Annotated in this window: 23 protein-coding genes, 1 tRNA gene and 1 pseudogene; 13 read left to right on the top strand and 12 right to left on the bottom strand. The window is 67.7% G+C overall.

Annotated elements, in window-relative coordinates:
- The first annotated feature begins 143 nt into the window (after positions 1-143).
- A tRNA-Lys gene (locus ACLJOK_RS17300) sits at positions 144-215 on the top strand.
- A gap of 101 nt (positions 216-316) precedes the next feature.
- Complete coding sequence (locus ACLJOK_RS17295; protein WP_410819841.1) at positions 317-610, top strand: DUF3349 domain-containing protein; 294 nt, start codon at positions 317-319, stop codon at positions 608-610.
- Positions 611-632: 22 nt separating this feature from the next.
- Here ACLJOK_RS17295 and ACLJOK_RS17290 read toward each other — a convergent pair whose 3' ends face one another.
- From ACLJOK_RS17290 to ACLJOK_RS17275, 4 genes are all read right to left on the bottom strand, one after another.
- Positions 633-1,850: a tyrosine-type recombinase/integrase gene (locus ACLJOK_RS17290; RefSeq protein WP_410819840.1), complete on the bottom strand. Its 1,218-nt coding sequence runs from the start codon at positions 1,848-1,850 to the stop codon at positions 633-635.
- A complete protein-coding gene (locus tag ACLJOK_RS17285) occupies positions 1,850-2,047 on the bottom strand; it encodes an excisionase family DNA-binding protein (RefSeq protein ID WP_410819839.1) in 198 nt (65 codons plus the stop codon). The genes ACLJOK_RS17290 and ACLJOK_RS17285 overlap by 1 nt, the downstream gene beginning before the upstream one ends.
- On the bottom strand, positions 2,044-3,612 hold the full coding sequence (locus ACLJOK_RS17280; RefSeq protein WP_410819838.1) for a replication initiator: 1,569 nt from the start codon (positions 3,610-3,612) through the stop codon (positions 2,044-2,046). Before ACLJOK_RS17280 ends, ACLJOK_RS17285 begins: the two co-directional genes overlap by 4 nt.
- Positions 3,613-4,671: 1,059 nt before the next feature.
- Positions 4,672-5,565 carry a hypothetical protein gene (locus tag ACLJOK_RS17275; RefSeq protein WP_410819837.1) on the bottom strand — a complete coding sequence of 298 codons (894 nt, stop codon included), beginning with the start codon at positions 5,563-5,565 and terminating at the stop codon, positions 4,672-4,674.
- Positions 5,566-6,212: 647 nt separating this feature from the next.
- Between ACLJOK_RS17275 and ACLJOK_RS17270 the strand changes: the two genes are divergently transcribed.
- The gene (locus ACLJOK_RS17270; protein WP_410819836.1) at positions 6,213-6,797 is read left to right on the top strand and encodes a hypothetical protein; all 585 of its coding nucleotides are present in this window, start codon (positions 6,213-6,215) and stop codon (positions 6,795-6,797) included.
- A 245-nt stretch (positions 6,798-7,042) separates the two neighbouring features.
- Here ACLJOK_RS17270 and ACLJOK_RS17265 read toward each other — a convergent pair whose 3' ends face one another.
- Positions 7,043-7,264: a winged helix-turn-helix domain-containing protein gene (locus ACLJOK_RS17265; protein WP_410819835.1), complete on the bottom strand. Its 222-nt coding sequence runs from the start codon at positions 7,262-7,264 to the stop codon at positions 7,043-7,045.
- Between the two features lie 499 nt (positions 7,265-7,763).
- On the opposite strand from ACLJOK_RS17265, the gene ACLJOK_RS17260 reads away from it, so the two are divergent.
- Both ACLJOK_RS17260 and ACLJOK_RS17255 read left to right on the top strand, forming a co-directional pair.
- Entirely contained in the window at positions 7,764-7,982 is a 219-nt protein-coding gene (locus tag ACLJOK_RS17260) for a flavin reductase (protein WP_204942908.1), read from the top strand.
- Complete coding sequence (locus ACLJOK_RS17255; protein ID WP_410819834.1) at positions 7,979-8,152, top strand: hypothetical protein; 174 nt, start codon at positions 7,979-7,981, stop codon at positions 8,150-8,152. The genes ACLJOK_RS17260 and ACLJOK_RS17255 overlap by 4 nt, the downstream gene beginning before the upstream one ends.
- A gap of 208 nt (positions 8,153-8,360) precedes the next feature.
- On the opposite strand, the pseudogene ACLJOK_RS17250 reads toward ACLJOK_RS17255, so the two are convergent.
- A pseudogene (locus ACLJOK_RS17250) lies at positions 8,361-8,712 on the bottom strand (transposase); the annotation flags it as partial.
- Positions 8,713-8,928: 216 nt separating this feature from the next.
- Here ACLJOK_RS17250 and ACLJOK_RS17245 point away from each other — a divergent pair.
- The 4 genes from ACLJOK_RS17245 to ACLJOK_RS17230 all read left to right on the top strand — a co-directional run bounded on the left by ACLJOK_RS17245 (position 8,929) and on the right by ACLJOK_RS17230 (position 15,357).
- Positions 8,929-10,377 (top strand): AAA family ATPase, encoded by a 1,449-nt coding sequence (locus tag ACLJOK_RS17245; protein ID WP_410819833.1) that lies wholly within the window; start codon positions 8,929-8,931, stop codon positions 10,375-10,377.
- Between the two features lie 271 nt (positions 10,378-10,648).
- Positions 10,649-11,455, top strand: coding sequence for an IclR family transcriptional regulator (locus tag ACLJOK_RS17240; RefSeq protein ID WP_410819832.1), 807 nt, complete (start codon positions 10,649-10,651; stop codon positions 11,453-11,455).
- 438 nt (positions 11,456-11,893) lie between these two features.
- Complete coding sequence (locus ACLJOK_RS17235; RefSeq protein WP_410819831.1) at positions 11,894-13,324, top strand: ABC transporter substrate-binding protein; 1,431 nt, start codon at positions 11,894-11,896, stop codon at positions 13,322-13,324.
- A gap of 101 nt (positions 13,325-13,425) precedes the next feature.
- The gene (locus ACLJOK_RS17230; RefSeq protein ID WP_410819830.1) at positions 13,426-15,357 is read left to right on the top strand and encodes an ABC transporter permease subunit; all 1,932 of its coding nucleotides are present in this window, start codon (positions 13,426-13,428) and stop codon (positions 15,355-15,357) included.
- A 96-nt stretch (positions 15,358-15,453) separates the two neighbouring features.
- Here the strand turns inward: ACLJOK_RS17230 and ACLJOK_RS17225 are convergent, their stop codons facing one another.
- Positions 15,454-16,401 (bottom strand): GNAT family N-acetyltransferase, encoded by a 948-nt coding sequence (locus tag ACLJOK_RS17225; RefSeq protein WP_410819829.1) that lies wholly within the window; start codon positions 16,399-16,401, stop codon positions 15,454-15,456.
- Positions 16,398-17,009: a dihydrofolate reductase family protein gene (locus ACLJOK_RS17220; protein WP_410819828.1), complete on the bottom strand. Its 612-nt coding sequence runs from the start codon at positions 17,007-17,009 to the stop codon at positions 16,398-16,400. Before ACLJOK_RS17220 ends, ACLJOK_RS17225 begins: the two co-directional genes overlap by 4 nt.
- A 137-nt stretch (positions 17,010-17,146) precedes the next feature.
- Between ACLJOK_RS17220 and ACLJOK_RS17215 the strand changes: the two genes are divergently transcribed.
- On the top strand, positions 17,147-18,028 hold the full coding sequence (locus ACLJOK_RS17215) for a LysR family transcriptional regulator (RefSeq protein ID WP_410819827.1): 882 nt from the start codon (positions 17,147-17,149) through the stop codon (positions 18,026-18,028).
- A gap of 9 nt (positions 18,029-18,037) precedes the next feature.
- Here ACLJOK_RS17215 and ACLJOK_RS17210 read toward each other — a convergent pair whose 3' ends face one another.
- A complete protein-coding gene (locus tag ACLJOK_RS17210; protein WP_410819826.1) occupies positions 18,038-18,682 on the bottom strand; it encodes a TetR/AcrR family transcriptional regulator in 645 nt (214 codons plus the stop codon).
- 56 nt (positions 18,683-18,738) lie between these two features.
- On the opposite strand from ACLJOK_RS17210, the gene ACLJOK_RS17205 reads away from it, so the two are divergent.
- The 3 genes from ACLJOK_RS17205 to ACLJOK_RS17195 are packed head-to-tail and all read left to right on the top strand — an operon-like array spanning position 18,739 to position 20,314.
- Positions 18,739-19,032 carry a hypothetical protein gene (locus ACLJOK_RS17205; protein WP_112624669.1) on the top strand — a complete coding sequence of 98 codons (294 nt, stop codon included), beginning with the start codon at positions 18,739-18,741 and terminating at the stop codon, positions 19,030-19,032.
- Entirely contained in the window at positions 19,032-19,934 is a 903-nt protein-coding gene (locus ACLJOK_RS17200; RefSeq protein ID WP_410819825.1) for a class I SAM-dependent methyltransferase, read from the top strand. The genes ACLJOK_RS17205 and ACLJOK_RS17200 overlap by 1 nt, the downstream gene beginning before the upstream one ends.
- Positions 19,931-20,314 (top strand): hypothetical protein, encoded by a 384-nt coding sequence (locus ACLJOK_RS17195; protein WP_410819824.1) that lies wholly within the window; start codon positions 19,931-19,933, stop codon positions 20,312-20,314. Before ACLJOK_RS17200 ends, ACLJOK_RS17195 begins: the two co-directional genes overlap by 4 nt.
- Before the next feature lie 41 nt (positions 20,315-20,355).
- Here ACLJOK_RS17195 and ACLJOK_RS17190 read toward each other — a convergent pair whose 3' ends face one another.
- The 3 genes from ACLJOK_RS17190 to ACLJOK_RS17180 all read right to left on the bottom strand — a co-directional run bounded on the left by ACLJOK_RS17190 (position 20,356) and on the right by ACLJOK_RS17180 (position 23,304).
- Positions 20,356-21,252 carry a GNAT family N-acetyltransferase gene (locus ACLJOK_RS17190; RefSeq protein WP_410819823.1) on the bottom strand — a complete coding sequence of 299 codons (897 nt, stop codon included), beginning with the start codon at positions 21,250-21,252 and terminating at the stop codon, positions 20,356-20,358.
- 27 nt (positions 21,253-21,279) lie between these two features.
- Positions 21,280-22,440 (bottom strand): low temperature requirement protein A, encoded by a 1,161-nt coding sequence (locus tag ACLJOK_RS17185; protein ID WP_410819822.1) that lies wholly within the window; start codon positions 22,438-22,440, stop codon positions 21,280-21,282.
- Positions 22,441-22,515: 75 nt separating this feature from the next.
- Complete coding sequence (locus ACLJOK_RS17180) at positions 22,516-23,304, bottom strand: SAM-dependent methyltransferase (protein ID WP_410819821.1); 789 nt, start codon at positions 23,302-23,304, stop codon at positions 22,516-22,518.
- Positions 23,305-23,346: the final 42 nt, after the last annotated feature.

Genomic DNA, 23,346 nt, shown 5'->3' with positions numbered 1-23,346 from the left:
ATATATCGGTGATGAAGCTATACCGGTGACAAGGTGGTGCGGAAGTTTGGCCCACACCGTCGTGGGCGTAGATCGACATCGCTCCTCCGGACCGGGGGGCGGACATCAGCCGGGACGCAGACGGTCGGGTAACCTGAGCGCGCGGGCCGCTAGCTCAATGGCAGAGCTGTGGACTTTTAATCCATAGGTTCAGGGTTCGAGTCCCTGGCGGCCCACTCCTCCGCAGCTCAGCGGCCACGATCAAGGTCGCTGTCGCCGCAATCGGGGTCGATACAGCAGCAAAGTACAGCCGTTAGCTCGTGCGACACTGGCTTGCGTGCTGCCGCCCCATCTCGCACGTGAACTTGAGATCCTGCGTAGGGCGTACCCCGACGGGGTGCCTGACGAGGATTACCTACCTCTCCTCGTCGTGCTGTGGCCCGACTTCTCCGACCGCAACCTCGCCGACGTCATCGCCGAGCTGATCCACGGTCACCCTGTCGACGTCAACCGCGACGCCACTTCGGCTGTCGCAGGACCGAAGCGGCCTCCAGCATCCGACGTCGAGAGGGTGCGCGAACTGCTGGCCTCAGTCGGATATGTGGCCGATGACGGGGAGGCTCAGGAGTAACGCGGGTTCAGCCTCCGCAGCCTCACCGTAGGGTCTCCCCCAGCCGCTTGAGTGCATCGCGGGTGGCCGCCGACGACACGACCGTGTAGATCTCCATCGTGATGGCGAACTGCGCGTGCCGGAGGATCTGCATCGCCACCCGGGGATGCACGTCCAGGTCGGCCAGGAGCGAGGCGCAGGTACGCCGGGCGTCCCGCACGGTGATCCGCCGGACGCCGGCCGTGTCGCAACGGCGGTCCCAGAAGCGGTTGAAGTTGCGTGGCTCGACCGGCCGGCCGTAGCGCGTGGTGAAGATGAGGTCCGACGGCTGCCAGGCGGGGCCGGCGGCATCCCGGGCGGCGGCCTGCGCGACACGGCGACGGCTGAGGGCCACGGTGCAGATGTCCGGCAGCGGCAGGGTGGCGTCCGAGGCGGCCGTCTTCGTCTCCCGGTGGAGCAGTTCGGCACCGACCCGCTGGAGCTGCCGGTCGATGGTCAACTCGCCCGCGTCGAGGTCGACGTCCGCCCAGGTGAGCCCCAACATCTCACCCTTGCGCAGTCCGAGCACCAGCACCAGGACGTACGCGGCGTAGAGCAGGTCGTCGTCGGCGCGGGCCGACTCCAGGAAGCGCCGCGCCTCGTCGCTCGTCCACGCCTTCCGCTTGCGCTTGCGTACCGGCGGTAGTTTCACCAGGGACGCGACGTTGCGGGAGATCAGCCCCTCGGTGATCGCCTGGGACAGCAGCGTCCGGAGCACGGTCCGCAGGTGGGTGACGCTGGTCGCCGAGGGCAGATCCCGGCAGCAGCGGCTGAGGGCACAGCAGCGGCGCTGGGCGGGCTTGCGCCGCTCGTCCTTGCCCTGGGCGCAGCATTGGCAGGTCCGCCCGACCTCGTTGATCCAGGTCTGTACGTCGCTGACCCGGAGCTTGTCGAGTCGCTTCCGGCCCAGCCCCGGCACGAGGTAGAGCCGGACCACCACCTCGTAGGTGACGTAGCTGCCCGGGGCCAGGTTCGGCTTGACGATCTCGCGCAGCCAGTAACCGGCGTACTCCCCCACCATCGGGGAGCGGGTCGCCACCGGGCCGGCCTTGGCCTGCCCGTGCAGCTTGATCCACTTGTCGTGGACCTCCTCGCGGGTCTTGCCATAGACCCACTTCCGGCTCCGCTTCCCATCGGGCTTCTCCACCCAGACGTATGCGGCGAAGCCGTTCCGGTACGGGAAGATCGAGCCTTCTCCGTTGGCGCGAGAGCGACCCGGCATCAGGCGGCCTCCTGGCGCTCGACCTGCTCGCGGACGTAGTCGTCGACCCATTCAGGGAGGATGCGGCGGTACTTGCCGTCCTTGATGGAGCGCAGCTCGCCGGTAGCGATCTTCATCTTGACCTTGGAGATGCCGAAACCGAGCAGGACAGCAACCTCGGCGGGCGAGTACCAGCGGGGTGTGAGGTCTCGGCTCATGCGGCGGCCCCGCTGAGCCACGTTTCGTGGGCGAGTTCTTCCCGGCCGATACGTCTGCTCTCTCGTCGCCGCTTGGCGGCGGTGTTGGCAAGCAGGGCGTCACCGTCGCTGAGCCAGCCGGACCCGATGTAGGTGAGGGTGCCGACGGTGACGGCGTCGGTGGCGGCGTCGTCTTCGGTGCGGCGGTAGGTAGCTCGGGTGTCTCGGAGCAGGCCGAACGTGACCGAGTAGCGGCGGGCCTTGGTGAGGAAGTGGCCGCTGAAGCCGAGCATGTGTGCCCAGCGGCGCAGCCCGGCGTAGACGTTCAGTTTGGTGTCAAGGCTGGCCTGACGGTCGACGGCCGTTGCGGCGCCGTTGGCGGTGTCGGTGTCGGTAGGCCGTCCGAGGTGCCAGCAAGCGTCGATCAGGCGAGCGAGATGGTCTCCTTCCGGGTCGGCGTAGTCGTCGATGGTGGCCGGAGTGAGCCGGGTGGAGCAGTGGCCGGTGGCTTCGGTCGCCTTAGTGGCGTACTTCGCCAGGTAGGCAGCGACCTTGCCGTCGGTCAGCTCACCACCGTTGTTGTTGATCCGTCGGACGTCGACCTGCTCACCCCAGGCGACCAGCCAGCCTTGCGGGCGGTCGGGATGCGGCGGTGTCGTCACGATGATCTGGACGGCGGCGGCCTGAACGGCAGTGTCCAGGTCGTCGACGGTGATACCGGCTGGTGGCGGAATGCGAGCGTCCGGATCGCCGGAATCGACGCCGTCGAGGCGCAGCAGGACATGAAAGTGCACGGCTGCTCGGCGCTGCATCTCGGCGACCTTGCCGTGCGACACCCGCACGGGCGGCACCTGGCGGACCTTCCCCGAGGCGGTGACGACCCGGACGAAGGGGATGCCGCGTCGGCGGCAGAGGGCGGCGAGGTGCCGTTCGATGGCTTGCTTGGTGCGCCGCCACAGTTCACCGGAGAAGTAGTTCCAGACGACCTGGTACTCGCGGTCGTAGCAGTCCAGGCACAACGGCTGCCCGAGCTGCGGATCGTCGGCGTCATGGCGAGCGAAGCACGCCGCGGGCTTCCCGTGCTGGCAGGTGCCGGCGACACTCCGGGCACGGCAGGAAGCAGGCCCACAGTCGCAGCGCTGCCGGGAAGCGCAGGTGTGACGGGCGACGTGCCGGTGGTGGACCGCGCCGAAGGATGGTGCGGTGAAGGTGGCGAAGACGACCGGGTGCCGGCCGACCGAGGCAGGCACGCCCTTGCCGCCGGTAATGCCGCAGCGGACGACCTGGTAGGCGTCGCCCGCGTAGACCCAGGCGCAGTCCGGGCACTGCGATTCGCGGCGGTTGCCGCACGCCTTGTACAGCGCCCGGTCGGGTAGCTCGTCGGTGTGCTGGTCGATCAGAATCCGGCCGGTGTCTCCCTCTACGGCGGCAATGCTGCCGGAGAGGCGGATCGGGCGAGAGCAGCCGCCTGCGGAAGCGGTGTGCTCCAGCCAGCCGGAGAACTCCGGCGTGGCGGCGCGGCGCAGGGCTTGGGCGTCACGGCCGCTGGCGACGCCGGGACGGTACAGGGGGAGCGGGGTGGACACGTTCTTCTCCTCTGGGGGTGGCAGGGACGGGAGACGAAGCACCACCAGCCGTGGACGTTGGTCCGCTGGTGGTGTTCGTCGTGTCTCCTGGCACCGCCGGGAGGGCGGCTGACGCCGGAGGGCGGGTTCGTGGTGGTGCCACGTCCCGCCGATGGTCGTGTCATTTCGTCCTCGTGGACTCGGTGACGGAGGCCGGCACGGGTGGGAAGCCTGATGTCGACATCCGGCCGGTTGCCGCAGGCTGCCCCACCCGTGGAGGTGTGCGAATCCGGGCCATCGTGGACGGCAGGGAAGGCCGTGCTGGGCCGCTCAGCGGATTCGGGAGACCGGCGCAGCGGCCGGTGCGATCGAGAGCCGGTGGGACGTGACCCGCATCAGCGGCAGGAAGGCCGCTCGGCATCTCCAAAATCGAGTCCAGCGATCCGGCAAGAAGGCCGCGCTGGCGTGCTCGACGAGCGCCAGAGTAGCACCGGGTTCCGACACGTCAACCCACCGTGATCCCGGAGGCTGTGGCGGGACGGCCGGCTGCCTGCCGGTGTGGGAGGACTTTCTGTACGTCTATCAAGGCGGCCCTGAACGGGCCGCACGCGCCGCCGCCTGGGCGCGCGTCCGTCGCTCCGCTGGCGCTCCGACTCCGGCCACGCAACACGCCCGGCGGCTGGCGCGGAAGCGGGAAGCCCAAGGGGCCGCCGCAGCACGACAGGACGTTGACGAGTGAGGTGGTGGGCCGGCAGCCGGCCGGGCCGCGCGGCCACGAGCCCGCGCGGCGTAGGGAGGCGCACACCGGCCGCGTCGGCGAGCTGACGGCGGTCGCGGGGTTGCGGTTACTGCGCCTCCGGCGGGGGCGCTCCGGCTCCAGGATGACCGGGCTGCGTCGGCGGGTGTCGGTGGGTGGGTGGTTGCGGTAGTCCATCCCGTCTGCCCTCGACCCGGGCAAGCCGAGCAGACCGCCGCCCGGCCCGCCAGCGTCCGAACGTGCGTCAAGGTCCGCTTGACGTGGCGGGCCGGGCGGCGGCCCGCTCCCAAGAAGGCGGGTCGACGGCAGACGGGAGGAAACCACTAAAGGTCATCCAGAAGCTCGCGCAGCTCTTTGATAATCGTTTTGTCGCCCTGGTTCAGCCTTTCCCGTAGCCTTTTGATGTCTTCTTTGATATGGGCAAAGTTTGCGGGCGGCGGCCACGGGGCGATCAAGAGGCGACCGGCCCGCCGGCCGTTAGGGGTGAGCTTAACAAGCTTCTCGTCATTATTTTCGTGAAGCGCCAGCATGCCCAAATCAATCCACGCGTCGTCCAGCACGTCTCGGTAGCCCAAACCTGGCGAAATCCCTGCTTCGTCGGCACTAATGTCGTCTGCCAGAGCGAAAGCCAAACCGTTGTAGCTCAAGTCGGGGTCATCGATGACCTGCAGGATGCTGTTCGCCTCTTCGAGAGATGGCCACTCGATAGGAGAGGACCACCGTCGGTTCGCTGGGGCAACTCGCCCTGCAGGCCGGGGGTTAGGGATCTGCTCTTGAGCGACGGCCACCGCTACTGAATTCATTGCATACTCTGCCGATTCTATCTGCACCGTGTTGTTCTCGGATGCAGCCGCTTCTTTCCGCAGCGAGGAGCTTGCCTTAAGGGCGGCAAGGTGCATCAGTTCTTGGTGCTGCACCGACACCATTTGGTGCGTTCCTTCGATCCTAGTCTGCACCTCGGACAGTGTTGCCAGGGTGCTGGCATTGAGTTCCCGAGCCTGGCGCAGTTGTTCGCCGCTCTGCCAGGTCTGCACAGAGTAAATAATTAATTGACATGCAAACGCCAGGATTGAGAGCGCGAGGGCTACCGTTTCCAGTGCGCCTGCGTTTGTAACGGACGCTACTGTAGCAACAGCAATGATGGCAACGATATTGATTAAGAGGCTAGATATCGCAAGGATCCGCCACGATATATTGAGGGACTCTTTGCTGGACACGCGATTCCTTTGCTGCAGCGACGACTGGCAAAACATTGCATGAAACTATATCAACGCCTGTCAAGCGTCAGGCGCGGATTATGCAGCATACGGGCCAGCAAGGTGGTGATCGCGAGCTGCCCGGAAGTTTCAAGCGAGAGGACTGCAGGACCCTGATTTGCTCGCAACTCTTCGTCAATGCGACAAGTGAAAGGCACGACGGCCGTCGTGCGGGTTCGCTGTGGCCCGCTTGCAATCCAAACGTCAGCGCTTGGCTGGTGGACTCACTGCATCCAGGTACCTTGATGCTGGCCGGTAGGCGGGAAGTAGCTGGTGTTGGAACAGGGGCGGCGAAGGACGGGCAGCAAGATCGTCGGGCACAAGCTGGGCACAACTGACGCCAGTAAGTGCCGTCAACCGCTGTAAGGCAACGGAAGACTTCGCCCAGGTCAGCCGACCGATCCGCCCGATTGGACATGGTCGATGACAGGCCAGAGGGGTTTAGGGTTCGAGTCCCCGGTGGCGCACTGGGCCTCCACCGGCCAGTGGGTGCGTGCCCATGTGGCGGTCGGAGCTGGAGACTCGTGACGACCGCCCCCGTTGCGGGAAGCAGTCTCGTAGAGGTGTGTCGCGGTCATGGAAACGACCCCGACCGGCACACTCCCCACATGCCATCGATCAACTGGGACACCGTCGCCACATCCGCCGTGACCGCACTCCTGGTCACGCTCGCTGTCGAGTATGCGGCGAAACCACGTCTCGAAGCCCGCAAGGAACGAATCCTCGGGGCTCTCCGCTCCCGACGTGAGCTGTCGGCGGCCATCACGAGCATTGCTCTGCCCGCCGCGTTCCTCTGCATCGATATGCCGAAAGACGTCACGGGCGAGACGAGGGACAGCCTGCTCGCCGAGCGGAAACGCCAGTACGAGCGGCTGCGCGACCAGGCGCAGGTGTTCGTTGACTCCATGGACCGGCATGCCGGCACCTTCGCCGGTCCACCCATGAAGCTGGTCATGTCGTACATCGGCACTGTGCAGGGAGTCATGCTGTCGTCCCGTACCCGCCATGAGAAGGCGCGCCTGATTCATGACCTGTCGAAACAGATTGCGATGATCCTCGACGGTCGGTGGTGGCAGACGCCGGCCCGGGTGCGCGCCATGTGGGAGTTGGATCGGCTGGTGAAGCGGAGTCAGGACCAGGGCGGTGATGAGGAGCCGGTGAGCGAGCGGCGGGAGATCGCAAGCGCTACCTAAGGAGCAGCTCACCGCTGCGCATGGATGGCCAACTTCGTGAGAGGACTTTCCCCAGTGGGTCGGCCTGGTCGGGAGCGGGACGGCCCGTCGACAGCAACGGTGACAGCAACGGCCCGGGACGGCAGTGCGCTCACGAGTGCTGGCACGGACGAGGCTCCGAGCGTGCAGCTGTCGCCGGACGTGTTCGGACGCGATGCACAGAGCTTGTAAGCGAGGCGTCCTGACTCAGCGAATGCCCGGGGCTATCAGGGAAGCGGGTTGGCGACGTAGACGCCCTTGCCCTGCCGCCCGTCGATCAAGCCCTCAGCTTTGAGCACGAGCATGGAGGCGCGGATCACCGTGTTGCTGACTTCGTAGTGCTCGCACAAGGCAGCGAAGGACGGCAGCTTGTCGCCCGGCTTCAACTGGCCGGAGCTGATCTGCTCGCGGATATCTCGGGCGACCTGTAGGTACGCAGCTTCAGACATAGGTGGTGCTCCCAGCTTGGCGGCTGGTGCAAGCAGACCACACCCCAGGCTCGACTTACAACGCTATGTGTTGCCAGTCGTTGACTATGCGCACATTGCGTCCTACGTTGCTTGTGGGGTTACCCAGCTTGGCGGCCGAGTCGCCCCGCCGTGGGTGCCCTGTCTCCGGACACGGCTGACCGGGTGCCCACGGAACCCCCCAAGCGTCGGCGGGAGGCAGGGTGACCAGACCAAACGATGCAACTGCCTCAACCGCAGGTGCCGGCCGTGCGACCGGGGATTCCGGACATTGGCAGCGAAGGTCGGAGAGCAGTCGGCGGCGGGTGACCTACGACGAGTACGTCATCGCAGTGGCGCTCACCCTGGCCCGACGCCACCGGCCGATTTGGTCCTGGCGGCACTGGCGACGCGTCTGCCGCTGCGGAGCCGACCTGCCATGCAGAAACCGCCACCTCATCACAATCAACCGCGGTCACTGGCCGAGTCAGGACGGCCCGCAATGACGACCCACCTACCGGTGACACCGGTTTGGACGTGCGGCGGCTGCGGTGCCGACTGGCCCTGTCAGACGCGGCGGCGGGAACTGCGAGCGGAGTACGACCGCGCCCCGGTGTCACTTGCCCTTTACCTGGCCGCGCAGCTCGTCAACGCCGCCCAGGACCTGACCCACGTCCCCGCCGGCCACCTGCATCACCGCTTCCTCGGCTGGACCCGATGAGCATCCTGCGACCCGGCGACGAGAAGTTCCACTACAGCGACGGCTCCCACAAGTGGATCCCACCGGACCCCGACTACGACCAAGAGGTCTGGGACGAACAGGTCCGCCAACACAAGCACAGCCACTTGAGGAACGAGCACCCCAAGGTCCGCATCCAACGCCTCGTCTGATGCCAGCAGTACAGCGGCGAAGTACAGCAACCGTGCCAGCCGAACCAGGCCGAGAAACGCGTCAGCAGGCCGAATGACCTCGCATCGCTCCCGATCCGGCCGGCTCGCCGGCAATCCATAGGTTCAGGGTTCGAGTCCCTGGCGGCCCACTCAACAGACGCCGTTGCTCAGGAGATTGGTGGCGAAGTCACCGGCCCTAGCTTGTTCTTTAACCTGTGCGGCGTGGCCTCGGGTTATTCGAAGTCTTCGTTTTCTTCGTGCTGCCTTCGGTTTTGGTGGTGGCGGTGACGATGTGGACGTCGTGGCGCGCTGCCGGGTGGCGGTTGCGTAGTCCGAGTGGTCGACCCGGTCCTGGCCGGGAGGGTATCGGCGCGCCGGGCTGGGTTGCCGACTTTGCTGCCCAGGTGCCGAAACCCTCGCCGGACGTGAGCGGGGGTGAGTCGCTCGGGCGGCGTTGGGCGTCCCCAGGGGCGGCGCAGGTCGCGGATGGCGCCTCGAGCGAGGCGTAGCTGGGTGTAGGCGGCCAATACGAGCCAGGTCCAGCGACCGGCAAGCCGAGGCCGCGACGGCAGAGAGTTTTCGTGGCGCTTTGTCGTACCCTGGGCGCTTTTCACGTCAGCCCGATGGCGACCCTGCCGAGCGTGAGCAGTTTGTCCGTGCGGTAGCGGACACCGGCCGATGGGCGTGCGCTTGAGGCGCGGTGATGCACACCAGCAGCGACTCCGCATTAGGTAGACTGGTCCGAAGTAAGATTCAATCTAGCTTCGGGAGGGTCGATGTTCATCGGCCGCCGCACGGAACTCGACCTACTCACCAAACAACTTGATCATGTAAAGCGCACCGGCGAGGGTCGCTCTGTCGCTATCCGCGGACGGCGGCAGGTGGGCAAGTCGCGGCTGGTGCAGGAGTTGTGCGACCGCGTCGATCTGCCGTACTGCTTCTACACAGCGGTCAAGGGCGCATCGAGCATCGAAGCGGTCGGCTACTTTCTTGGCGCCTTACGCGACTCGTCGCTGCTGACACCCGGCGGTCGTGACCTTCTGCCGTCCCAGCCGCCGACGGGTGGCTGGAGGGACATGTTGCGGCTCCTGGCGGGTGTCCTGCCCGATGCGCCGAGTGTGGTCGTCCTCGACGAACTGCCCTGGATCTCCGAGCAGGACACGACGTTCGACGGGCACCTCCAGGTCGCCTGGGACCGGCTCATCTCCAGCAAGCCAGTGCTACTGCTGCTGCTCGGCAGTGATCTACACATGATGCAGCGGTTCACCGAATACGACCGGCCCTTCTACGGGAGGGCCACGAACATGGTTCTCGGCCCGTTCAATCCTGCCGAAACCGCGGCCGTGACCGGGTTGAGTGGCGCGGATGCCATCGATGCCCACTTGATCACCGGCGGGCTACCCGGTATCGCCCTGGAGTGGTCGCCGCGAACGCCACCCGCCGATTTCCTCAGTCAGGAGGTCTCCAACAAGACCTCAGCGTTGTTCACCGTCCCTGAACAGTCTCTGGCGTCGGAGTTTCCCGCTCCGGACACTGCCCGGCGCATCTTGGAAGCGGTCGGCGGGACAGGTAGCCGCACGTTCAGCAACATCGCCGCTGCCGCTGGCGACCGCGGCGGCCCAGTCAGCTCCGGCACCCTGTCCCCGCTGCTTCACCGGCTCGTCGAGGAGAAACAGATCCTTGCTGTCGACAAGCCGCTGTCCATCAAGCCCAGCAAATTGGCCCAATACCGGATCGCTGACAGCAACCTGCGCCTGTACCTGGCCATTCTGCGCGATGTGCATCAACTGGTTCTGCGCGATCGAACAGCGGCAGCCCGAGCCATCTTCGATAGTCGGTGGTCCACCTGGCGGGGCAACGCCGTCGAGCCGATTATCCGCGATGCGCTCGCCATCGCCGCCGGCGCTGGAGGCTTGCCCTGGACCGACACGTGGGAGGTCGGCGGCTGGTGGAACCGGCAATCCAACCCAGAGATCGATCTTGTCGGAGCCGACCGCGCCCCGATCGCCTCCCACATCGCGTTCGCCGGCTCAATCAAGTGGCAGGACGGCCCGTTCGACCGGCACCACCTCGACGAATTGCGGCGCCACGCCCCGACGATCCCGGGTTTTCAGCCCGGGACCAGCGGCCTGGTCGTCGTCAGCCGATCCGGAGCCGACCTCCCGGCCGGGGCTGCGGATCTCATCTGGGGACCGGACGACATCGTCCACGCCTGGTCGGTCTGATGCTGTCCAACGTGCCGATGGACGCGGTGTTCTCCGCCGGCACGGGTCACGGAACGCGGGAGCTATCGTACGGCGCTGCGGCTGCCCGCCCCGGTTCTGCCGCGCGCCGGTCCAGGAACAGACCGGGCGACCGGATCGCGGGTGTCCGGAGATCGCCTGACTCGGCACGATCTGACCGCGTCGAGAGAGCTTCGATCAACGACGAGTCCGGGATCTGGCGCCGGGGGCTGACGTAGATATCCTCTTCAGGTGCTGGCCCGTGTGGAGATCGTTGACATGGGTCCGGCGCTGCGAAGGGACTATCGACATGCCCCGTGTGGTACCGGCGGTCATCCGCGCACTCGACGTCCTCGAACTGTTCCTGGACTGCCCCCAACTGTCGGCTCGCCAGGTGATGGAGCGACTCGATCTGCCCCGCACGACCGTCCACGAGTTGCTCGTGACGCTTGAGGCTCGCGCGTACCTGATCTCCATACCGGGTCAGCCTGTGCAGTATCGGCTCGGCATGCCGCTGTTTCAGCTGGGCGCGGCGTTCGCGGGCCGGCTTGATCTGGTACGCGAGGCGCAGGGCGTTGCGCGGGACGTGGCCGCCGCGTGCGACGAGGCGGTTCATGTGGCGGTGCTCGACGGTGCCGATGTCATCTATCTCGTCAAGTTCGACAGCACCCACCCCGTTCGGATGGTTTCCGGGGTCGGGCTGCGGCTGCCCGCGCACTGCACGGCCGTCGGCAAGGTACTGCTGTCGGCTCTCGATGAGGCGGACCTGGACGTCGTCCTGCTCAAGGACCCCCTGCCGGGCATGACGCCGGACAGCATCACCGACCCGGATCTTCTTCGTGAGCATCTGAACCGTGTCCGGGCGGAGGGTGTCGCGGTCGACATCGGCGAGTCGGACACCGCGATGCGCTGTGTCGCTGCGGGGATCCGGGACCATACCGGCGCCATCATCGCTGGGATGAGTCTGTCCGCGCCGAGCATTCGCTGGACGCCTCAGGTGCAGGTGGAGTGGACCGGGCTGGTTCGCGAGGGAGCAGCTGTGTTGTCGGCTCGCATGGGCTACCGGGCGCAACCTCGGTAGGCAACCTCCCGCTTTCGGTTCGAAACCACATCGAAACATTGACATCGCTGATCGCATTGCCCTAGCGTCGCGACCACTCGATACGGTATATCGAACCTAGTTCGAAATCTCGAACGGCGGTGGTCAGGTGACCCGACCGAACTGGAACGTCAGCACTACTACCTCGGCCCGGTCGCCGATCGCCTCAACCTCGTCGCGCTACCCGGAGAGCGCCACCCGACATGTCTCGGGTGGCTCCGACGAAGCGCGCGTGAGCGGACGTCCCACGGTGACGGGCGGGCCGGCTCACCACCGTAGGAAGCCACGAACGAACTGATCTCAACGGGCGTCCCTCGGTGGTCGCCGGCAGAAACCAACTGCAACACAACCATCGCGGTGTTCGCCAGCTAGGCCTTCGGCGTGCAGCCGTGCGCGGGGAAGAGAAGGAGGCGAATGTTCATGGAGGACAACTCGGGGTGGTCACGGCGCGGCTTTCTGGGGATGGGGGTGGGGGTGCTCGGCGCGGCCGGTCTGGCCGCGTGCGGGGACAGCTCCGAATCGCCCAGCAGGGTGCAGCCGGAGGTTCCGCAGGAGCTGATCGACGCCGCGGCGGCGATGAAGGGCTCCTCGATGGGCATGCTGTCGCAGAAGCTCTATTCGACGGCGGCGAACGAGGCCCTTGACAGCTCGATCAAGAAGTTCGCCGAAACCACCGGGACGAAGATCGAGAACAGTCTGGTCCAGGCCGACGCCGGTGACGTGGTGGCCAAGATCGACGCCGAGGTCAAGGGCGGGGTGGCCCGTGACCTGGCGTTCATGACCGACTCGCGCTTCGTCGCGCAGTTCCAGGCGCTGGGCGACCTGGAGGACGTGACCGACGTCGTCAAGGCGTTGACCGCCAAGTACGGCGAGCCCTGTGCCGAGGCCAAGAACTTCTGTGTCTTCGACGGCAAGTGGTTCGCCATCCCGTACCACTTCATCGGGATCGGCTCGTTCCTGCGCAAGGACTGGATGCAGGACAAGGGCATCTCCCCCAAGGACATCTACAGCTGGGAGGAGCTGCGGGACCTGTGCCTGGAGATCTCCGACCCGGCCAAGCGCCGGTTCGGCTGGGGCATGACTGTGAACCGGTCCGGTGACGGCAACGGAATGATCGAGGCACTGATCAACGCCTACGGCGGGTCGATCGCCTCCAACGACGGCCGGAAGGTCACGTTCAACTCCCCGGAGACGGTGCAGGCGGTGGCCTTCCTCGGCGACATCTACACCAACTCCAAGTACAAGCCGATGTTGCCGCCGGGGATCGCGAGCTGGACCGACACCAGCAACAACGAGAACTGGCTCGCCGGGATCCTCGGTTACACCCGCAACCAGTTCAGCGTCTACGCGGACTCGCGGACCAAGAAGAACCCCGTGCACGCGAACACCCACGTGTTCTCCGACTGCATCGGGCCGGCGACCGACAATCCACTGCTGCTCGGCCAGTCGCAGGGCTTCGTCGTCTTCAAGGGTGCCAAGAACCCGGCGCTCGCCAAGCTCCTGGCGCAGTACCTGGTCAGCGCGCCAGCGCTGCTCGGGGTGGCGAAGGAAGCGCCCGGCCTGGTGATGCCCGCCTGGGAAAAGGTCTGGGACGCCGACCCGTTCTTCACCAGCGGCGATCCGGCGTTCCCCATGCTGCGCAGAATCACTGAACTGAAGCTGCCACTGAACACGAAGAACGGCCTGGCCTTCCCGCAGAAGGCCAGCGCGGGCCAGCAGGCGGTGGGGTCGGCCTACGTCCTCACCGACATGATGCAGCAGGTCGTGCAGGGAGCGGCGCCGGCGCAGGCCGTGACGGCCGCCCACGCGAAGATGGTGCAGATCTTCAACCAGCAGGGGCTGCCGCAGTGAGGTCTGTCCGTCCTGCGCGGGTCCCGACGGCGAGGAAATCCCCGCCGTCTGGGCCCGGCTCCCTCACGGCGGTCCAGCGGCGGCTGGGTCGTGACTGGCGGTTGGCGGCACTGTTCCTGGCACCGATGGCCGTGCTGGTCGGCGGGCTCGTTCTCGTGCCGATCGCCCGGTCGATCATCACCAGCACCACGGAACGGCACGGGCAGGACAGCGTGTTCGTCGGCCTGGACAACTATCTCGCGCTCGTCAGCGACGATCAGTTCCACACGGGCGTGGTGAACTCGTTCGTCTTCACCGCGTACGCCGAGGTTTTCAAGGTCGTGCTGGGGTTGGCCGCGGCCCTGCTGCTGCACCATCGCCGCCGCGGGCGGGCCGTGCTCGCCGGGTTGCTCCTGGTGCCGTGGGTGGTGCCGACGGTGGTGACGGCGTTCAGCTGGCGCGCGCTGCTCGACCCGATCTTCGGCAGCGTCAACACGCTGCTCACCGCTACCGGGATCGGGCCGCTGCTGGCCAGCGCGCACCTGGTCGACAGCTGGCCAGCGGGCTGGCTGTCCGACCCGTCGCTGGCCATGCCGTCGGTGATCCTCGTCAACGTCTGGAAGGGAGTGCCGTTCTTCACCGTCTGTTTCCTGGCGGGGTTGAAGGCCATCCCGGCGGACCTCTACGAGGCGGCGACCATCGACGGCGCCTCGGCGTGGCAGCGGTTCAGAAACGTGACTCTGCCCGGACTGCGCCACGTGATCACCGTGACGGTGACCCTGTCGTCGATCTGGACGTTCAACAACTTCGACCTCGTCTGGTTGCTGACGCAGGGCGGCCCGGGCGACGTGACAGCGCCGTACGTGCTCATCGCCTACTCCAAGGCGATCCTGCAACTCCAGTACGGCGCGGGCGCGGCGGTCACGCTCGTCATGCTGCCGATCATCGGCGGGCTGGTGTTCGTCCTGGTCCGGCTGTTGCGCCAGGACACCAACATCAAACTGCCCCGGCGACGCCGAAGAGCGCGGTGGATCGAGACCCTGCGGTGGGCCGGAACGGCGCGGAAGGCCCTGCCGTGGGTCGTCGCCGCGCTGGTCACCGGCCTGCTGGCCTGGGCATCACCGCAGATATTCTGGAAGGCGGCGGTGGTCCTCGGTGTGATCCTGCTGATCGCTGCGGCGGTCGGCCGGGTGGTCTCGACCCTCCAATCCCGAGGCGGTCGCCGGTCGTCGTCAGTGGTGTCGGGCCTGGGTTCCTGGGCCGCGCTGGCCGGGTTGCTCTTCTTCGTGCTGTCCCCGCTGTACTGGATCGCCGTCACGGCCTTCAAGTCCGAGGGCCAGGTCGTCATGCGTACCGACGACCTGTGGCCGACGCCGTGGACGCTTGAGCAGTTCGGCGCCCTGTTTGACAACCAGCCGTTCGGCCGCTGGTACCTCAACACCCTGCTGGTGTCCGCGGCGTCGACAGCTGTGGCACTGGTCTGCGCCGCTCTGGCGGGGTACGCGCTGGCCCGGCTGCGGTTCCGCGGGGCGCAGGGCTTCACCGTCACGGTGCTGCTCACCTACGTGATGCCGGGAGCGCTGCTGTTCATCCCGCTGTACCAGATGCTCATCGGCGCCCGGCTCACCGACTCGTTGTGGTCCCTGGTGGTGACGTACCCGACCTTCACGCTGCCGTTCGCCACCTGGCTGCTGGTGGGGTACTTCTCGTCGATTCCCATCGAGTTGGAGGAGGCCGCGCTGGTCGACGGCTGCAGCCGCATCCAGGCGTTCGGCCGGGTGGTGCTGCCCCTCGCCAAGCCAGGGCTGCTGGCGGTCGCGCTCTTCACCCTGACGAACGCCTGGAACGAGTTCCTCTTCGCCTTCGTGTTCATCACGAAGGACGAGTACAAGACCCTCCCGGTGGGGATGCAATCGATGATCGCCGGAGACGTCGTGCCGCAAGGGCAACTCGCCGCGGCGTCGCTGCTCGTCAGCATCCCCGTGGTGATCATGTATGCCCTCGGGCAGCGCTTCCTGACCGAAGGGCTCACCGCGGGGGCGGTCAAGGGCTGATCGCACGTCGACGCCCAGTTCGTGGCGGACGGGCCGCTGGTGCCGATCGGGCACCAGCGGCCCAGCACGAAACGCTCCCCTACGGCACGCCGCCCGTCAGCGCCAGGCCATGTTGATGGCACGCTCGAAATTGACGTAACCGGCGCGGGCGAAGGCCTTTGCCATGGGTACGTTGCCCAGGTCGGTGGCCGCGCGGATGCGTGGGACGTCCTCGGCGGCCAGGGTTCGGGTGCCTTCGGCGAGAAGGCCGTCGACGTACCCGTGGCCCCGGTGTTCGGGGACGACGCCGAGGTAGGCGATCACCGGGTGGTAGGCGTTGCGGGCCGGGACGACGAACCCGACGGGTTCGCCGTTCTCGCCCAACGTGCCGATGCGCCACCACTCCCGAGGGCTGGAGTACGTGGCGAGTTCCTGCTCGTAGTGCTTGAGCGCGGCCTCGTGGGGCGACATCTGTGCCAGGTCGGTACGGCTGTGCGCGTCCAGGGTCCCGTCCAGTGCGCGGGTCATCAGCGCGACCAGCTCGTCGGTGTCCAGGGCCGGGCGGAAGGCCAGCCGCTGGTCGGGCGTGGGCAGGCCGGCTGCGGGGCGCCACTCCAGGCGCAGGCGTTCGACAGTCAGGCGGGCGCCGGTGCTCTCGAGGACGCCCATCCTGGTACGCACCGCCCGGTACGAGTCCGGGTTGTCACGCCAGTCCGCAGGGATGAAGCGGCCGTATTCGGGAGGGACCGCGCCGGGTGCCAGAACCTGCTTCGCGGCGGCTTCGTACAACGCCTGTGCCACCTCGGTCAGGTCTTCGGTGCCGTCGTCGACGTCGAGGATGTCCAGCAGCAGCGGGTTTGTGTCGTCGCCACGGCCCCACCAGGCGACCCTGGCCAGCAGGCGGTCGCCGCGCACTGCCACCCACATCCACTCCGGTCGGCGGCGCTTGTCGGCAAGGTCGTCGTCGAGCTCGTGGTTGATGGTGTACGGCAGGCGGTTGAACAGGGCGATCTCGTCCGGCCCGGTGATGGGACGGATCGTGACGTCGTGCTGGGACGTGCTCATGCGGACTCGTTTCCGGTCTGTGTGCGCCTGTAGGTGAGGAAGAGGGCGCCGCTGTCCAGAACGGTGTGGTCGGTCAGGCGCCAGGTGCGTGGTGCGAAGACGGCGTCGCGGCCGAAGAGCGGGATGCCGGCGCCAATGGTCAACGGGGCAAGCTTGATGATCAGCTGGTCGATCTCGGGATAGAGGGCACCGGCCAGCGCGCCGCCGCCGATCACCCAGACGTCCTTGCCGTCGTGCCGCTTCAGCTCTCGTACGGTGGCAATTGGGTCTTGGCCGATGACCTCGACGGCCGGGTCCGGGCTGTTGCCCAGCGTGCGCGAGAACACCAGGTGGCGCAGGTGCGGGTAGGCGTCGGTCACGCCGGCCTTCAGGCCCACCTCGTAGGAGTGACGCCCTTCCAGCACTGTGTCGAACCGGCTGCCCTGGTCGGTGATGCCGAACGCCTGCCGGGCCGGGCCGGGGAGGGTCTCCGGATATTCGCTGACGAGGTGGTGCAGGTAGTCGTCCGGGATGGGCCAGAAGCCGTCGGGGCCGGTGGGGTCGGCGCCGTCGGGACCGGCGATGAAGCCGTCCAGGGTGGCGGCGATGTAATACACGAGCTTGCGCACGACGATCTCCTCGTTCAGGCTGCCGGATGCTGTTCAGCGGCGACGTCCACCAGCCTGCCGGGCGAGGCACCGAGCTACAAGATCACAACTGGTAACGTGCCATAACCCTTCGCTAATGCGTGGATCGGGAACAGCACATGGAACTCCGCGACCTCGAGATCTTTCTGACCCTGGCGGAGGAACTGCACTTCACCCGCACCGCCGAGCGGCTGCACGTGACCCAGGCCCGGGTCAGCCAGGCGATCAAGAAGCAGGAACGTCGGATCGGCGCTGCGTTGTTCGAGCGGAACAACAGGCAGGTGGCTCTCACACCGATCGGCCAACGGCTCTTCGACGACATCCAGCCCATGTACCGAGGTCTGCACGAGGGCATGGACCGGGCCAGGCTCGCCGCCCGCGGCAAGACCGGGGTGCTGCGGATCGGGTCGATCGCCGTCAACCTCCACGATTTCCGCGAGTTGTTCGACGGGTTCGCGAAGGATCACCCCGAGTGCGAGGTGCAGCTCCGGCATGTCAACTTCGGCGACCCTTTCGGTCAACTGCGCGCCGGCGACATCGACGTGCAGATCGTGTGGCTGCCCGTCAAGGAGCCGGACCTCACCGTCGGCCCGGTGATCTACACCGAACCCATCGTGTTGGCCGTCGGGGTAACCCACCGGCTGGCCGGCCGGGAATCGGTCTCCTACGAGGACCTGGCGGACGAGACGGTCATGGGCGGGGCGCGGCCGGACTACTGGCGGGAGATTCTGGTGCCCGTACGCACACCCAGCGGACGGTTGATCCCGATCGGCCCGTCGGTCTCCAACTTCCAGGAGATGATCCCGATTCTCGTCACGGGCGAAGCCGTCTCGCCGGTGCACGCCCAGGCCGCCCGCTACTACGCGCGGCCGGACATCGCCTACGTGCCCATCCACGACGCCCCGCCGGGCCGGTGGGGGCTCATCTGGCGTAAGGGCAGCGAGACGGAACTCATTCGATCCTTCGCCGGCATCGCGCAGGGTCTCCACTCCGTCGAATAGCCCGCCGCGTTACTCGGCGCGGGCGATGATCGCGCCGCTGACGGTGTCCACATACCACTGCTGGTACTGCTCGATCGCCCATCCGCGTTGCCGGACGAGCCAGTCGAAGTTGCGGACGTCCTGGGCCAACCAGAGGATGTCGGCCACCTGATCCACGCCCAGGTCGGGGCGTACGCCTCCAGTGCCGACGAGTTCGGCGGCGAACATGCCCATGCCGCGGCGGCGGTCGTCGACGTTCTTGCGCCAGATCTCGGCGACGTCTGGGTCGGCCGTGGCCGCGCCGGCCAGCGCGAGCATCACCTGGGCCTGCCGGGCGTTGACCTCGGCCAGGTGGCGGGCGTAGCGGGCGAGCTTGGCCTGGGGGTCGGTGAGTGCGCGGATCTCGGCGACGAAGGGCCGATCCGGCAGGGCCACCGGTTCATCGTCGCCGGCCAGTGTGACGTCGACCAACTGGGAGAGCAGTTGCCGCTTGCTGCCGAACACCGCATACAGGGTCTGGACCGCGACGCCGGCTTCCACGGCGACAGCGGTCAGCGGTGTGGCCGCGTAGCCCGGGTCGACGAACAGCCGGCCAGCCGCTTCCAGGATTGCTCGCCGGGTCTGTCGGGCCTGCTCCTGTCGGCGGGAAGAGTCATAACGTCTCTTGACAACCACCTCTCCAGTGTAGTGCTCTATTGGATAGAGGCTCACTCTATCGAGAGGTGGCGGCCATGCCGTTCGGTGTGTTGCAGGAGATGCCCGGCGTCAGCGAGGCGGAATACCGGCAGGTGGAACGGCACCTCGGACCGGACCGACCGCCGGGCCTCCTCGCCCATGTCGCGGGGCCGACGGAGGACGGCTGGCGAATCATCAACATCTGGCAGGACGAAGCGGCATTCCGCCGGTTCCAGTCCGAACGGCTGGTCCGGGCTGCTGGCTTGGCGGCACAGGAGGACGGCTTCGACCCGACGAAGGCGGCTCACTTCCGTTCGATGAGCGTCGACGGCGCCGAGATGCCGTTCTGATGGCCGACGCCGCCAGCCTGCGGGCCCGCAGCGCCGCCTTCTGGGCGGGAGCGGCAGCGGGCTGGATTCGCCACGCCGATCGGCAGGACGAGACCGGTCGACCGCTGGGCGCAGCGGCCATGGATCGATTGGCCGCACGACCCGCCGAGCGAATCCTCGACGTGGGCTGCGGCTGCGGCGGCACCACGGCCGAGATCGCCGCCGCAGTCGGCGAGACCGGCGCGGCGATCGGTGTCGACATCGACAGGGCGATGGTGACCGCCGCTCGACGCCGGTTCCTCACCGACGGGCACCCGGGCATCCAGTTCCACGTGGCCGACATCGAGACTCTCGACGTCGTGCCGGGTGCCCCGTTCGACGCGGCGTTCTCACGAATGACCCTGATGCTGTTGACGGACCCGGTTGCCGGCTGCCGCACGATCCGGCGATCACTGCGCCCGGGAGGGCGCCTCGCCGCGACCGTCTTCCGCGACAGCGGCGTCAACCCGTGGCTGTCCGCGGCGATGCTCGGCGCCGCACCGCATCTCGGACCGTTGCCACCGCTCCCGGTCGGTGACGAGCCCGGTCCGTTCGCGTTCGCCGACCCGGCGCGGCTCGTCCGGATCCTCACCAGCGCCGGCTTCACCGCCGTCACGATCACACAGTGCGATGTCGTCCTGGACAGTCCGGACGACGCCGACGCGGTGGCCGAATGGCTCATCGAGGTCGGCCCGGCCGGTGCCGCGTACCGGGCGGCTCCGCCGGCTGGTCAGGCTTCGGCCCGAGCGGGGTGCGCCAGGCTGCTCGGCCGGTTCCGTGAGCCTGGCGTCGGCTACCGGCTGCCCACCGGCCTCTGGCTCGTCACCGCGCACGCCGCCGGAACCCCTACCCACCACGAACCCCGTGAGGACAACATCCAATGAGGACGTTCCGACCGCTCGCACCAGCCCTCTGCCTCGTGATCGCCCTGACGGCGTGCACCGAGGCCGACGCACCCGAGCACGCTGCGGCGCCAGAGACGACAGGATCAACCAGCGCGGCCGCATCCGCTCCGGCCGACGGCTCCCCGGTGTCGGCGAAGGAAGTGTGCGCCTACCTGGACGGCCAGGTGCCGACGCTCAAGGGGATCGGGTCCGAGACGGGCGCGATGGCCAACCTCACAGTGAACCTCTATTCCTGGTACGAGAAGCAGGGCCCCGTGCCCAACGGCCGCGACATCGACGACCAGACCCGCAAGGAATGCCCGGCGACCCGGACCGAGGTGCTGAAGCTCGCCGGCATGGAGAGCTTCGAGCGGCTGTAGCCGCCGCGACGCGACGCCCGATCACCGGACGGTTGGGGCCGTCAGTGCCCCAACTGCTTCTCGAACCAGTGGTGGGCGTAGTGCTCGGTGTTGTACGCCTCGACCTCCCGGTAACCGGTCGCCCGGTACAGGGCGATCGCCTCGGTGAGGTTGCGGTTGGTGTCCAGCCGGACCGCTGTCGCACCCCGCTCGGCGGCGTACCATTCCAGCTCGCCCAGCAGCCGCCGCCCGACGCCGAGCCCACGTACGGTGTCGGCCACCCACACGCGTTTGATCTCGGCGGACGCGTCGGGATGGAGTTTGACGGCGCCACAGCCGATCGGTTCGCTGTTGAGGGTGGCGAGCAGGAGCACCCCGTTGGGCGGGACGAGCGCTTCGTCGGGGAGCGGTTTGCTCAGTTCGGGGTCGAACCCGCCGTCGAATCGTCGTGCGATGTCGCGGACGTAGGCCCGCAGGCACGCACGGGCTCGCGGGTCGCTCGGCGGGCACGGCTCGATGACGACCATCGAGCCCATGAGCAGCCGTTCGACCTCGGCCATGGCGGCGACGAGTCGTTCGCGACGGTGTTCGGTGAGCGGTTCGAGGATCGAGGCGGCGAGATCGTCCGACCGCTTGTCGAGGTCGGCCCACTGGGCCCGGCCGGCGTCAGTGAGCGTGGCGACGCGTACCCGGCCGTCGGTGCCGGTCTGGTCCGCAGGTCCGACGGCGATGAGGCCGTCGTTTTCCAGGGTGCGTAGGAGTCGGCTGAGGTGTCCGGAGTCCAGGCCGAGCCGGGCCCGTAGCGCGGCGACCTCGGCACCGCCGGGGCCGATCTCCCAGAGCAGCCGCGCCTGCCCCAGCGGTCGCCCCTGGGCCATGTACTCGTCGTCGAGCGCGCCCACCCGTTGGGTCACCGTCCGGTTGAACCGCCGTACAGCGGCGATGAGAGCCAGGTCCATATACCTGACTTTAGTCAGGCTTATCGGCTACGCGCCAGATCGGCGGCGGTAGGAGCCGATGCCGGCGTGGTCCAGGACGACCACCACGAGCACCACCCCGGTGGCGACCGCGCTGACCGCCAACAGCGGCAGCCGCACGACAGCCGCCGCACCGGCCAGCACGACGAGGGCGGCGACCCGGGGCCAGGAGAGTCGCCGGTGGATCGCCGCCGAGAAGAGGATCCGCCCGACGAGGAACAGCATCGGGCCGCTCAGGATGACCAGGACCGCTGTCGTGTCACCGATCCGCAGGGGGTGGGCGATGCTCAGCTCGGCGCCGACGGCGGTGACCACCAGCCCGGCGATCATCACCAGGTGCAGGTACCCGGTGACGACCCCGAGTCGGGACGGGTCGGCGTGCTCGATGGCCTGGCCGAGGCGCTGACCGGCGGGCGTGACGTAGAGCAGACCGATCAGCACCGCGGCGGCGAAGACCAGCAGGAACGCGGCGGTCTGCGGGAGGGCGAGGTCGCTTTGGGCGTACGAGAGGCCGGCCACCAGGACGAGCTCGCCGAGCGCAATGATCATGATCTGTTGGTACCGCTCGGCGAAGTGTTCACCGGCAAGATGCAGTTCCTGCTGCCCGGTCCGGCCCATCAGTGGAGTGGGCCAACCGAGTCGTGGGCCGGTGAGATCGATGGCGAGGGCGAGCAGCCAGAGCGGCACCCGCCACTCCGGCAGAAACCCACCGGCCAACCACGGTACGGCCGACACGCTGAACCAGCAGAGGATGCGCAACGCCCGGCTCTGCCGCGGGTGGCCGCGTAGCGCCAGGGCGGTGACCACGCCTCGGGCGATGTGCACCGAGACGTACGCGCCGGCGAAGAGCAGGCCCCGCCCGTCCAACGCCTGCGGGATCGCCACCCCGGCCAGCAGGCTGCCCAGCGCGGAGCCGACCAGCAGCCACCGCACGGCCGGGCTCTCCGGGGCGTACCAGTCGGCGAACCAGGTGGTGGTCACCCAGATCCACCAGACCCCGGCCAACAGCACTGCGGTGTGCAGCGCGCCGCCCAGACTGAGGTCGTGCAGCAGGTGGGCGGCCAACTGGCTCAGGGCGAGCACGAACGCCAGATCGAAGAACAGCTCCAGGAACGAGGCGCTCAGCGGCGAGTCACTTCCCCGCAACAGCCGTTCGGGTCTGCTCGCCATCGGCGCTCCTCCCGCTGGCGCACGCCCTGCGTCCGTCGTACCACCCGAGGCCGGCCGCTGGAGGCGAAAGCGGAGTCAGCGGCGGACGCCGACCCCCGCATACCCGTGGGCGTCCACGGTCTCCGGCTCGCCGTCAGGTCGCCACCGGGTGGTGGCGACCAGGCCGGGTTCCACCAGGTCGTACCCGGCGAAGAAGCGTGCCGTCTCGGCGCGCGTGCGGGGCACCAGTGGGGCGCTGCTGTTGCGGTAGACGGCCTGGCCACGCTCGGCCAACTCCGGCGGGATGCCGTCCAACGTCAGATGGGACAGCACCAGGTGACTGCCGGCCGCGGTGGCGTCGCGCAGCCGGGCGACCGCCGCCCACGGGTCGTCGTGGTCCGGCACGAAGTGCAGCACCGCGAGCAGCAGCACCGCCACCGGTTGGTCCAGGTCGAGGGTCGCCCGCACGTCCGGGTGGGCCAGCAGCTCATCCGGTCGTCGCAGGTCGCCCTGCACGACAGCGGTGCCGGGTACGCCAGTCAGCAACTGCCGAGCGTGCCCGACAGCCACCTCGTCGTAGTCGACGTAGACCACCCGCGCGTCGGGCGCCACGGCCCGCACCACCTCGTGCACGGCGTCCTGGGTGGGCAACCCGGCGCCGATGTCCAGGAACTGGCGTACGCCCTGCTCGGCGGCGTACCGGACGGCTCGGCGCAGGAAGTGCCTGTTGGTCTGGGCGGCGATTCCGGTCTCCGGAAAGATCTCCAGCACCCGGTCGGCGGCGGCCCGGTCGGCCGGGAAGTTGTGGCTGCCGCCGAGAAAGTAGTCGTACATCCGGGCGACGTTGGGTCTGGTGGTGACGTCAGGTGCCGGCTGATCGGTCATGCGGGATCCCTTCGACGGCGGGAGCGGAAATCGATGTCTAGC

This window comes from Micromonospora sp. 050-3, from assembly GCF_046549335.1.
Taxonomy (GTDB): Bacteria; Actinomycetota; Actinomycetes; order Mycobacteriales; family Micromonosporaceae; genus Micromonospora; species Micromonospora trifolii.
This window is presented reverse-complemented; position numbering and strand designations above follow the sequence as displayed.

What these genes read in the sequence shown, in the direction of transcription:
- ACLJOK_RS17255 (WP_410819834.1), top strand. Translation starts at nt 7,979, where the DNA reads ATGAGCATCCTGCGACCCGGCGACGAGAAGTTCCACTACAGCGACGGC.
- ACLJOK_RS17245 (WP_410819833.1), top strand. Translation starts at nt 8,929, where the DNA reads ATGTTCATCGGCCGCCGCACGGAACTCGACCTACTCACCAAACAACTT.
- ACLJOK_RS17195 (WP_410819824.1), top strand. Translation starts at nt 19,931, where the DNA reads ATGAGGACGTTCCGACCGCTCGCACCAGCCCTCTGCCTCGTGATCGCC.
- ACLJOK_RS17290 (WP_410819840.1), bottom strand. Translation starts at nt 1,850, where the DNA reads ATGCCGGGTCGCTCTCGCGCCAACGGAGAAGGCTCGATCTTCCCGTAC.
- ACLJOK_RS17215 (WP_410819827.1), top strand. Translation starts at nt 17,147, where the DNA reads ATGGAACTCCGCGACCTCGAGATCTTTCTGACCCTGGCGGAGGAACTG.
- ACLJOK_RS17285 (WP_410819839.1), bottom strand. Translation starts at nt 2,047, where the DNA reads ATGAGCCGAGACCTCACACCCCGCTGGTACTCGCCCGCCGAGGTTGCT.
- ACLJOK_RS17235 (WP_410819831.1), top strand. Translation starts at nt 11,894, where the DNA reads ATGGAGGACAACTCGGGGTGGTCACGGCGCGGCTTTCTGGGGATGGGG.
- ACLJOK_RS17265 (WP_410819835.1), bottom strand. Translation starts at nt 7,264, where the DNA reads ATGTCTGAAGCTGCGTACCTACAGGTCGCCCGAGATATCCGCGAGCAG.
- ACLJOK_RS17200 (WP_410819825.1), top strand. Translation starts at nt 19,032, where the DNA reads ATGGCCGACGCCGCCAGCCTGCGGGCCCGCAGCGCCGCCTTCTGGGCG.
- ACLJOK_RS17225 (WP_410819829.1), bottom strand. Translation starts at nt 16,401, where the DNA reads ATGAGCACGTCCCAGCACGACGTCACGATCCGTCCCATCACCGGGCCG.
- ACLJOK_RS17205 (WP_112624669.1), top strand. Translation starts at nt 18,739, where the DNA reads ATGCCGTTCGGTGTGTTGCAGGAGATGCCCGGCGTCAGCGAGGCGGAA.
- ACLJOK_RS17260 (WP_204942908.1), top strand. Translation starts at nt 7,764, where the DNA reads ATGACGACCCACCTACCGGTGACACCGGTTTGGACGTGCGGCGGCTGC.
- ACLJOK_RS17270 (WP_410819836.1), top strand. Translation starts at nt 6,213, where the DNA reads ATGCCATCGATCAACTGGGACACCGTCGCCACATCCGCCGTGACCGCA.
- ACLJOK_RS17180 (WP_410819821.1), bottom strand. Translation starts at nt 23,304, where the DNA reads ATGACCGATCAGCCGGCACCTGACGTCACCACCAGACCCAACGTCGCC.
- ACLJOK_RS17190 (WP_410819823.1), bottom strand. Translation starts at nt 21,252, where the DNA reads ATGGACCTGGCTCTCATCGCCGCTGTACGGCGGTTCAACCGGACGGTG.
- ACLJOK_RS17185 (WP_410819822.1), bottom strand. Translation starts at nt 22,440, where the DNA reads ATGGCGAGCAGACCCGAACGGCTGTTGCGGGGAAGTGACTCGCCGCTG.